Source organism: Prevotella sp. TF12-30, from assembly GCF_003436715.1.
Taxonomy (GTDB): Bacteria; Bacteroidota; Bacteroidia; order Bacteroidales; family Bacteroidaceae; genus Prevotella; species Prevotella copri_A.
In genome coordinates, this window is the sequence record NZ_QSQJ01000003.1 from 1 (window position 1) to 8029 (window position 8029).

Annotated in this window: 7 protein-coding genes; 6 read left to right on the forward strand and 1 reads right to left on the reverse strand. The window is 37.4% G+C overall.

The features are described 5' to 3' along the window. The 6 genes from DXD25_RS01925 to DXD25_RS01955 all read left to right on the forward strand — a co-directional run. The coding region (locus tag DXD25_RS01925) for a helix-turn-helix domain-containing protein (RefSeq protein WP_147327819.1) at positions 1 to 257 on the forward strand (257 nt) is incomplete at its 5' end. A gap of 3 nt (positions 258 to 260) precedes the next feature. Continuing rightward, complete coding sequence (locus DXD25_RS17400; RefSeq protein ID WP_255415673.1) at positions 261 to 854, forward strand: DNA cytosine methyltransferase; 594 nt, start codon at positions 261 to 263, stop codon at positions 852 to 854. 2 nt (positions 855 to 856) lie between these two features. After that, positions 857 to 1393, forward strand: coding sequence for a DNA cytosine methyltransferase (locus DXD25_RS17405; protein WP_117661552.1), 537 nt, complete (start codon positions 857 to 859; stop codon positions 1391 to 1393). Position 1394: 1 nt separating this feature from the next. After that, the gene (locus tag DXD25_RS01940; protein ID WP_233522162.1) at positions 1395 to 3587 is read left to right on the forward strand and encodes an AAA family ATPase; all 2193 of its coding nucleotides are present in this window, start codon (positions 1395 to 1397) and stop codon (positions 3585 to 3587) included. A 2-nt stretch (positions 3588 to 3589) separates the two neighbouring features. After that, complete coding sequence (locus DXD25_RS01945) at positions 3590 to 5956, forward strand: restriction endonuclease (RefSeq protein WP_117661553.1); 2367 nt, start codon at positions 3590 to 3592, stop codon at positions 5954 to 5956. Between the two features lie 98 nt (positions 5957 to 6054). After that, the gene (locus tag DXD25_RS01955) at positions 6055 to 7152 is read left to right on the forward strand and encodes an AbiH family protein (protein ID WP_117661555.1); all 1098 of its coding nucleotides are present in this window, start codon (positions 6055 to 6057) and stop codon (positions 7150 to 7152) included. A 28-nt stretch (positions 7153 to 7180) separates the two neighbouring features. Here DXD25_RS01955 and DXD25_RS01960 read toward each other — a convergent pair whose 3' ends face one another. Then, positions 7181 to 7492 (reverse strand): nucleotidyltransferase family protein, encoded by a 312-nt coding sequence (locus DXD25_RS01960; protein WP_117661556.1) that lies wholly within the window; start codon positions 7490 to 7492, stop codon positions 7181 to 7183. Positions 7493 to 8029 lie beyond the last annotated feature (537 nt).

Genomic DNA, 8029 nt, shown 5'->3' on the forward strand with positions numbered 1-8029 from the left:
ATACACCCCCAAACGGCCGTTCTCGGACGGGCTGGGGGGGGGTAACACAGGCTCAACTCGCTGAACTACTGAAAGTTAATCAGGCGTTCATAAGCAAGATTGAGACTTGTGAACGCCGCCTTGATATCATAGAACTTCATCATATTTGCCAGGTTTTAGGCATCTCGTTTGTCGACTTCATCCAAGAAGTCGATAGGGATATTCTGTGCAAAAATGAAGAAGAAAGTTACATAACTATTAAAGAATTAAAAAAATAAGGTATGGAAAAAAATAATAAAAAAGAAATTCATACCTTTACTTTTGTGGATTTATTTGCAGGTATTGGTGGTTTTCATACGGCTATGCATAGTGTGGGAGCTCATTGCGTTTTTGCAAGTGAATGGGATAAATATGCACGTATATCCTATGAGGCAAATTATAAAGATATAGAGCCAAATCTTTTCAAAAAAGACTCATTGGGAAATTATAAATATTTTAATGAAGATATAACAAAGGCAAATCCTGCAGAAATTCCTGATTTTGATGTTTGTTGTGGTGGATTTCCTTGCCAGCCGTTTTCCGTAGCCGGACTCAAAAGAGGTTTCGAAGACACCAGAGGTACCTTGTTTTTCAATATAGCAAATATTGTAAAATACAAAATAGAGCATGGTTGTCCTCCAAAGGTCTTGTTTTTAGAAAATGTTAGAGGTTTGAAGAGTCATGATAAAGGTAATACTTTAAAGGTAATTCTAGCAACCTTGGAAGAGTTAGGCTATGGTGTTTCATATACAGTACTTAATGCTAAATATTTCGGTGTTCCTCAGAACAGGGAAAGATTATTCATCATTGCATGGTATAAAAAGCAATCAATGTAGAAATGTTTAAGTTCCCTTATGGCATTGACGCAAATGGTAATACTATATATGACAAATCAAAGTTAAAGGAAGGAACTATGCCTACTAGGGTTTCTGATATATTCGAACCTGATGATGCTGTGGCAGACTTTACTATTTCTGATAGAATGTGGGAAGGTCACCAGAGACGTAAGGAACGTAATATGGCAAATGGCAAAGGTTTCGGTTATCGTAAATTCTTTGGTGATAGTGAATACTGTAGTACGATTTCGGCAAGATATTGGAAAGATGGCAGTGAAATATTAATAGATCAGGCAGATAAAAATCCTCGTACGCTATCACCTGTAGAAGCAGGAAGATTACAGGGGTATAGGATTATAGGAAATGGATGGAAATATTCGGAATGTGCAGATAATCAGAATTATAATTCTTCTAATCCAGAATTCCGAATAGTAGTTTCAAAGAAAGAAGCTTATCATCAATTTGGGAATAGTGTAGCTGTGCCTGTGATAAAAAGGTTAGCACAAGAAATAGTCAATCAATTATTAAATAAGTCATAGTATGGACGAATTGTTAGATTTAGGTATACTGAAAACAAGTTTGAGTGAGCTCATTGCTCATTCAAATATGGATGACTGTGTTTTGCCTGATGAGTTCAAGGCAAAATTTCATGCCTTTGGTGATTACAAGATTGAGCAGTACTTCTTGTACACATTGCAGGTAAGTTCAAGAAAGTCTTTACTGGTAATACCTAATCAATGGGTGTATATAGCCGCATGCTGCTGTCAATATTATGTCGAATTGATTAAGTATAAGGACAAGTTAGACGCTTTGGGCTTTACGTCCGACATGTATGAGGCTTGTCATCCTAGCAAAGATAATAGTAGTATTCCAGAGGACCAGAAAACTAAAGATGCTTGCAAGGAAAAGGCAGAGCATTTTCTCAATTCTTATAATGGTGCTGATAAAGAGCTTCTGGTAAATTTCTTGTGGAATTATGAGTCTTGGGGTGGTGGTAAAAATATAAAGCGTTCGAATGATTTTACCGATTCTCCTGTTCTTAATATTGCAAATACCATTAATGCTTCGAGCAGCTTGATAGGGGCTATAGTAAAAGGGATAGCAAATCAAGACTGCCTGAACTTGCTTCTTGAATCGGAAGAATGGAAGTCTTTTGAAGGATCATCAGCTAGCTCTGATACTGCAAAAAAGAACTCTGGGGGCAAAATGGCTTTGCAGCAGATTTTCTATGGTGCTCCAGGTACGGGTAAATCGTACGAAGTTAACAGCATAACGAAGAAGAATAGATATGCAACAATACGTACAACTTTCCATCCTGATAGTGATTATTCTACTTTTGTAGGAGCATATAAGCCTACTATGGCAGATGCCCCTGTTTATGGTGCACAAGGAGTAGAGATAGCAAAGGAAAAACGTATTACTTATACCTTTGTTAAACAGGCATTTTTAAAAGCCTATTTGGGCGCATGGCAAAAGCTTGCTAATGGAGTTGATTCGGTAGACCCGCAATTCTTGGTAATAGAGGAAATCAACCGAGGCAACTGTGCTCAGATATTTGGTGATTTGTTTCAACTCCTTGATAGAAGTGGTAATGGATTCTCAACCTATCCAATTGAAGCGGATGCAGATTTGCAGAACGAGATTGCTAAGGAGTTTGGACAGGGTGGCGAGTATATGCTTGCTAACGAATTTAATGTGGATTATGCTGTTCCTGATTATATCAGTAACTATGGTAAAACATTGACTGAAGATATTAAGTTAGGAAGAATTTTGTTATTGCCAAATAATCTTTATATTTGGGCAACAATGAATACCAGTGACCAGTCTCTCTTCCCTATAGATTCTGCTTTCAAGCGTCGTTGGGAATGGAGATATGTGAAGATTTCGAAAGGATATAAAAGAGGGGCAAATGGAGAGCTTGTTATCAAGAATTCTGAGAGAGTTCCTCTTGGTTGGAAGATTCGTTTTAACAACAATGAGTGTGATTGGTGGGAGTTCTTGGAAGCTATAAATAAGCAAATTGGTTCAGTAACAAGTTCTGATGATAAGAAACTTGGTTATTTCTTCTGTAAACCTAATTTGGGAGAATCTTTCATTCGAGAAGATACATTTGTAAATAAAGTTATTTTCTATTTGTGGAATGATGTCTTTAAAGACTGTGATGTATCCATTTTTAGAATGAATGATACGGATGATTCTTTTTATGATATTTTCTTTATAGAGGATGAACAAGGAAATACTATTGCAAACCCAGATGCGATAGGACAACTCATGAATAATTTGGGCGTTAGGATTTCTCCAGTTCCGTATGATAATGATTTGGATGAAGAGTCAGGTGATGATTCGGATGAAAATCAAGATGATACACAAGATATGTCAAAAGTGAAATTCAAATATAATGGCGTTCCGAATTCATTAAGAGAAATCGTAAAAGGTGTTGTCTTAAATTTCATCAGTAGCAATCCTGACCTGACTACGGCTGCAAGCATCCGAGATAAATTTAAGGAGGCTTGTGCAGACTTTACAACAACAGTTGTCAAAACAGAAAATGAGTATAACGAACTTGATGTAGAGTCGTCAAAAGCAAAGTGTTGGCAAGCGATATCTTTGAATTCGGGTGAGAAGCTCTATATTTATACCCAGTGGAAAGCTAAAAATGCAAACGACAATTTCTTCAAATTAATGAAGGTTGTTGAAAATAATAATTGGGGTCAAATTAGTCCTGTAGAATAATTATGCGTATATTAATAGAAGAATACCAATATGATTATGAGGACGTCCGTGACGTTCTCAAAGGGTTTGGTGTGCTTCCCAATGGAGACGGTAAGCTTAGTCTCAGCTATGTTGGCTATTACTTCAATGATGACCCAGATGTAAATGACTGCGTGTTTTTACTTCCTAAGGTGCTTTTGGAAGGTCCATTTGGCGAAGAGAAGGTGTTTGGACACATTGAACCAAAGAATTTGATAAATATAGATGAGTGCGATGAGCTGAGCAGCGAGGAACATACATTTATTTACAATTTAAGCGTATGGATATATAGGGCTATCAGCGTGTTCCGTGAACACGAGTTCGACCGTTTTGAGAATAAGGCGCAGTCAAGTATTGTGCTTTATAAGCAAGTGCCAATTATGGGACATATGAAGAAGCGCAGAGTGTGCACTTATCTTGATGTATTGCTGGCATTGCAAGAATGGAACAGAAAGAATGAGAGTTTTGTTATGTTCACTGTAAAAAATCTCCATTCAGGTTTAAATAAGATAAACTGGACGCGTACCATCTCCAGAAGTCATGTATTCATACAGGATTGTTCCGATGGTACACGCAGGCAAGATGCCAGCTACCTGAATCCGGTTAATAAGAAACGTAAAATCAATTTTGATGAGGAACTGCTTATTATATACTACAGCATTCTTGAGTATATGCGTGAAAAGTACGGCTTTCCTGTCAAGATGAATGTTAACTTTCCTCTTATTAAGGGTAAAAAGTTTCTAAGATACATTAATGGGTTCGGTAAAAGGCGTCTCAAACAGATAAAGTATAAGTACTTTTCAGACAAGGCTCTGGAACTTTGGAACTATTGTTATGCGTTTTTCGAACGTCCGGAAGACATTATGCTCAATGTTGATCGCAAGGAGTATTTACTTGTGAAGAGTTTTCATGTCGTTTTCGAATCTATTATCGATGATTTAATAGCTGGCGACCAGAAACTGCCAAAGGAGCTGAAGGATCAACCGGATGGAAAGCGTGTTGACCACATTTATCAGTATCAGGAATTGACCAATAATGATAAGGAAGGTGATATTTACTATATAGGTGATTCTAAGTATTATAAACGTGGTAACACCCTCGGCAAAGAGTCTATCTATAAGCAATTTACTTATGCTAGGAACGTCATACAGTGGAATATCGACCTGTTTAACGATGGTAGGGAAGAAGATAAGAAAGGGCATATAAAATTACGTGATGATGTAACCGAAGGATACAATGTTATTCCTAATTTTTTTATCTCTGCCAATCAGAATGTTCTTCGACCAGAAGACGATATCAAGCTGATTGATAGCGATAAGGAAGAGGGGAAACGTAGGCAGCAGTACTATCTGAGTCGTCAGTTTGAGAACAGATTGTTCGATCGAGATACATTCCTTTTGGCGCATTATGATGTGAATTTTCTCTTTGTGGTGGCGCTTTATGGGCGCAATAATACAACAAGTAAGGTACAGTGGCGTGACAAGGTCCGCAAGATGTTCCGCAAAGAAATCCAGCAGATGCTCAAAGAAAATTTTGAGTTCTATGCAATGACAGCAAAGAGTGATATTGATGCGAATGCTTACATCAAAGAAAACTTCCAACAGATTCTTGGTAAGGTATACCAGCCATTTGATAACCGAGAAGGAAGTGACCAGCAATATTTTTCGCTTGCTTTGCGCAAGCCCGAGAAAGAGAACAATACTACCATCAGGAGAAGGGTAGCAGATGAAAATGAAGCAGTGTTGTTTGAGTTAAAGCATGCCTTCTATGTTGCTAAATGTCCGCTTGGTGTGGACCCGAGGACACTGCCGGAAGAAGTCATGCCTAGGGTCGATGCACGTCCTCATGATGTTATTCCGAAGCAATTTCTTACTATGCATTATTTGGAAAACTATCCGAATGCAACATTTCTTATTGGTATCGTGAACAGTATCAATCACTTGAACTGGATATTCAGTCGTCGAGGTGGTAAGCGTGATGATGCCTATAATTTACGTCTTGGTAAGGATGTACAAGGTGGTGTCGTAAAAAGTCGTGAGTATGTAAAGCATGCTAAGTTCGTGATATTATATAATGCAGGAGAGAATAAAGTTTATAAGTCATTCCGTGTAAAGAATACGGGAGAACTGTCTCGTGAGCAGATTGAAAAACAAGGGTATATCAATCCTAAACACGACAGATATTTTTGTTATTTTTTCGATGAAGAAATATCGCTTGGAGACTTTGATATTCAGGGGATTATCCAATCTGATAAGGAAAAGTGGAAGGCTGATCCAAAGCATCTGGAAGAATATGCAGAAGGGAAGCCTGTATTTATGAGTGGTAATGAATTGATAAAATTTAGGAGATAAAAGATATGAAAAAGAAATACGGAACATCATTGATAATAGGAAATGGCTTTGACTTAAATTTAGGCATGGTCACCGATTATCGTTCATTTTTTTAAAAATTGAAAGCTGATGGCTTTTTTACAAAGCATACTAATAATCCCCTTTTGCAGTTTATAAATGCAAAAGGAGAGAAGGAAAAATGGTATGACTTTGAAGGTATTATTCAGGAATATGCAACTAGAGGCGAACAAGCGGTTAATTTAAAAATGATAGATAAACTTTTGCCTATCATTGGCAAAGCTTTAGATCTTGATGAAGAATCATTTAAGGAAATTAAGGGTTATAAGCATCTTTGTGGAATAGTACCAGAATTTGACAGAGTTATTGAATATGCGACAAAGAATAATTATCTTGACTTTGCAGCAGACTATGATATAATGGAAAAATGTGTGTATATCAAAAAAGCTCGATCTCAATATAGCGAAGAACAAAGAGATTTGGTTAAAGAAGCAATGAGACTTCTGAAGGACGAACTTGTAGCCTTCCTTAAAAGCGCAAAAATAAATAATGAAGAAAATAGTTTGGCATTTATGATTTTCTTTTCGATTATGGGTATTTATGATGCAGGATACAAAGGATTAACAATGAAACTGTCCGATTATTCGAAAAAATATCAGGGTAGTTTTCCCGACTTTAAGATCGTGTCATTTAACTATACTGACACAATTTCTAATCTCGTCAAATTCCTACAACGTATAAAATTTGATTCACGCATAGATTTGGAAACCGATGATTTAAAAGAGAATTTTTATAGAATTCATGGTGCTTTAGATTCTGAAGTAATATTTGGGATAGATAGTGAATGCGATATACCTAATGCGTTCATATCATTAAGAAAATCTAATCACATTAGTATTAATGCAAAACAAAGATTTAGTGATATAATAGAAAACTCTAAAAGAATTATTATATTTGGGCATAGTATATATGGTATAGATTACGAGTATTACGCAGATTTTCTAGAAAAAAATAAAGATACGGAAGTTGTTGTAATTTATCATAATGAAGATGGTAAAAAAGAATTTGAAAATGAAATGGAAAATAGAGGAGTAATGCGTAGTATTAACTATGAATATATTGTTATTTCCGATCATTTTTTTGAATTCTGTAAGAATATAGCTGAAGAGCAGCAGCTTTTTTTTGAAAAGGAAAAGTAAGGGTAGGACAGATTTGTATATTCTGACCTCATTTATTTTTATAAGGTACTATCACTTCAATCCCATCTTTCTCAATCTCTTTGAGCAGAAAGGGATTGAGATGCTGATGCTTCCGGATAATATCAACAGGGCTGTCTAGAAGTTCTTCCAAGTATGCCTTCAGACGGACTACTTGAAAAAACTTAGGGGGCATTTCTACATAGCCATCAACATCGCTGCCTTTGTGGTGCTCGTTTCTTGCAACAGAGCCAAAGAGACGCAAGGAGGTGATGCCGAAGGTGTTCTGTAATTCTTCGGCCTGAGAAGCGATGAGAGCTATATATTCTTCTCTTGTTTTCATTTTTACTATTCTTGCATTTTTAATGCTTTTGCCCTTACAGGGCGCAAGGCTGATTGCTCTTATACCCAGGGTGTTACCCTGGGCTAGGTGCTTCTGCCCCTTCAGGGCGTGTGGGGGGCATGGTATCTAAAGTACTGCTGCACAGACCTTGCGGAACCAGTCGAGTAACCCATCAGCTACCCCCGTATCCTGATGTTCTCTGTGAACTTGTCTATCAGTATTGCCGGCGGCAATCTCCCATTCTGATGACGGGTGACACCTGTGACACCTGTTTTCTAAAACTTTCTCTCACGCGGGCGGGCAGGAAAAATTTTCCAGAAAGGTTTCCCGCCCGCCTACGTGAGAGAGATTTCAAGAAAAGCCTGTCACTGGTGTCATCTTGTCACCCGGAAGTAAGTCTCATTCCAGCATCCTAAGTAAGTCACTTAGGTATCGTAAGTAAGTCACTTAGGGGTCGTAAGTAAGTCACTTAGGGGTCGTAAGTAAGTCACTTAGGGGTCGTAAGTAAGTCACTTAGGGGTCGTAAGTAAGTTACTT

Coding starts and splice junctions, on each gene's coding strand:
- DXD25_RS01940 (WP_233522162.1), top strand. CDS start 1,395: ATGGACGAATTGTTAGATTTAGGTATACTGAAAACAAGTTTGAGTGAG.
- DXD25_RS17405 (WP_117661552.1), top strand. CDS start 857: ATGTTTAAGTTCCCTTATGGCATTGACGCAAATGGTAATACTATATAT.
- DXD25_RS01960 (WP_117661556.1), bottom strand. CDS start 7,492: ATGAAAACAAGAGAAGAATATATAGCTCTCATCGCTTCTCAGGCCGAA.
- DXD25_RS01945 (WP_117661553.1), top strand. CDS start 3,590: ATGCGTATATTAATAGAAGAATACCAATATGATTATGAGGACGTCCGT.
- DXD25_RS17400 (WP_255415673.1), top strand. CDS start 261: ATGGAAAAAAATAATAAAAAAGAAATTCATACCTTTACTTTTGTGGAT.